Source organism: Streptococcus oralis, from assembly GCF_001578945.1.
In the GTDB taxonomy this organism is placed as follows: Bacteria; Bacillota; Bacilli; order Lactobacillales; family Streptococcaceae; genus Streptococcus; species Streptococcus oralis_Q.
On sequence record NZ_KQ969551.1, the window covers coordinates 453,665 to 455,955 of the forward strand.

The following is a 2,291-nucleotide window of genomic DNA, read 5'->3' on the forward strand; positions in this document are numbered from 1 at the left end:
CCTGGACATCAATCTTCATATGAGGCGTAGATTGAGCTCCATCCACTACCATGATGGCTCCAACTTGGTGGGCCATTTGGGTGATTGCCTTGATAGGATTGACCACACCAAGAACATTTGAGGCGTGAGCTAGGGAAACAAACTTGACTTTATCAGTCAATTTAGATCGCAAGTCATCCATATCCAGAGCTCCGTTCTTGAGATAAACATAGACAAGCTCTGCCCCAGTCTTGCGGCAAGCCTCCTGCCAAGGAATGATATTGGAATGGTGTTCCATGACTGAAATCAAAACTTGATCTCCCTCAGTCAAAATCTCCTCAGCGAAGCGTGCCACCCAGTTAAGGCTGGTTGTCGTTCCTCTGGTAAAGAGAACTTCCTTTGTAGAGCCTGCATTGATAAACTTACGAATGGTTTCACGAGTAGCTTCATAAGAAGCTGTTGCTCGCTCAGCCAAGGTATGAACACCACGGTGAACATTGGCATTATCCTGCTCATAATAGCGGTTAATCGTTTCCAGAACTGCTAGTGGTTTTTGTGTCGTCGCAGCATTGTCCAGATAGACCAGAGGTTCATCGTTGACAATCTGGTCTAAAATTGGAAAATCCTTTCGAATCGCTTCTACATCTAACATAGGCTTCCCCTTAGCGTTTTGACAATTTTTCTTCGACAGTTGCAATCATTTCATCACGAACTTCCTTGACTGGAATCTCAACGATAACGGATCCAAGGAAACCGCGAACAACCAAACGCTCTGCAGTTGCCTTGTCCAAGCCACGGCTCATGAGATAGTACATATCTTCTGGATCCACCTGACCGATAGAGGCCGCATGACCTGCAGTAACGTCATTTTCATCAATCAAAAGAATTGGGTTCGCATCACTTCTAGCCTGGTCTGACAACATCAAGACACGACTTTCTTGTTGCGCATCTGCTCCTTTAGCACCTTTGATGATATGACCAATGCCATTAAAGGTCAAGGTACCTCTCTCCAAAATAACCCCATGTTGGAGGATATTCCCTATGGAATTGCGGCCATAGTTGGTTACTCGGGTATCAATCCCTTGTACCTGACGGCCACTTGATAGGGCAACGACCTTCATATCGGCGTGACTCCCATTTCCAAGTAAATCACTATCAAAGTCTGCAACGACATTTCCTTCATTCATGACTCCAATAGCCCAGTCGATACTAGCATCGTTACCTAATTTACCACGGCGGCTAATGTAAGCAGTGACATTTTCACCTAAACGGTCAATGGCTGCAAATTTGATTTGGGCACCAGAGCGCGCAATGACCTCAACAGAGATATTAGCAGAAATCGCTTGATTGCCTTCACCACGCGTCTCTAATCGCTCAAGATAATTGAGTTTACTATTTTTCCCAGCAATGATGAGGATATGCTTATTAAACGGCACATCGCTATCACTGTCTTGGTAGAAAATACCTTCAATTGGTTCTGTAATCTCAACATTATCTGGAATATAGAGAACAGCACCACTGTTAAAGTAAGCTGTATGGTAGGCTGCCAATTTGTCATCGTCATACTTAACTGATGACATAAAGAATTCCTCGATCAGCTCTGGAATTTCTTCTAAAGCTGAGTGAAAGTCTGTAAAAACTACTCCTTGTTCAGCTAACTCAACTGGAGTTTGCTCAAAAACAGTTTGCGTTCCTACTTGCACCAACTTCAAGTGGTTATCTAAAGTCATGAAGTCAGGAACATTTGCTGAAGGTTCACTTTCTGTGATGGTTCCATTCCCCAGATTCCAACGGTGAAATTTGACACGCTCAATAACTGGTAATTCCAAACTCTCAATCTTATCAAAAGCTTTTTGACGGAGGTCAGCCAACCAGCTTGGTTCAGCGTGCATTTCTGAAAAAAGTTTAATAGTTTCTTTAGTCATTTACTTCTCCTAAAAGATACGAGGGAATTACAATTCTTCCTTGTAGTCGTAGCCAAGTTCTTCAGCTAGTTTTGCGTATCCTTCACGCTCCAAACGCGCAGCCAATTCTGGACCACCAGAAAGGACAACACGCCCTTCCATCATCACGTGTACCACATCTGGCGTGATATAGTTCAAAAGACGTTGGTAGTGAGTGATAATCATAGCACCAAAGCCTTCACCACGCATAGCATTCACACCTTTAGATACGACTTTAAGAGCGTCAATATCAAGACCTGAGTCAATCTCATCCAAAAGGGCGAAAGTTGGTTCCAACATCAAGAGTTGAAGAATTTCATTACGTTTTTTCTCACCACCAGAGAAACCTTCGTTGAGGTAGCGCTCAGC

Annotated in this window: 2 protein-coding genes and 1 pseudogene; all 3 read right to left on the bottom strand. The window is 43.6% G+C overall.

The genetic code is table 11. The annotated features are described in order from the left end of the window. The coding region (locus tag SORDD16_RS11765; protein WP_241733990.1) for an aminotransferase class V-fold PLP-dependent enzyme at positions 1–631 on the bottom strand (631 nt) is incomplete at its 3' end. 10 nt (positions 632–641) lie between these two features. Continuing rightward, complete coding sequence (gene sufD / locus SORDD16_RS04870; RefSeq protein ID WP_061452569.1) at positions 642–1,904, bottom strand: Fe-S cluster assembly protein SufD; 1,263 nt, start codon at positions 1,902–1,904, stop codon at positions 642–644. A gap of 27 nt (positions 1,905–1,931) precedes the next feature. Next, positions 1,932–2,291: pseudogene (locus SORDD16_RS04875) on the bottom strand (ABC transporter ATP-binding protein); the annotation flags it as partial.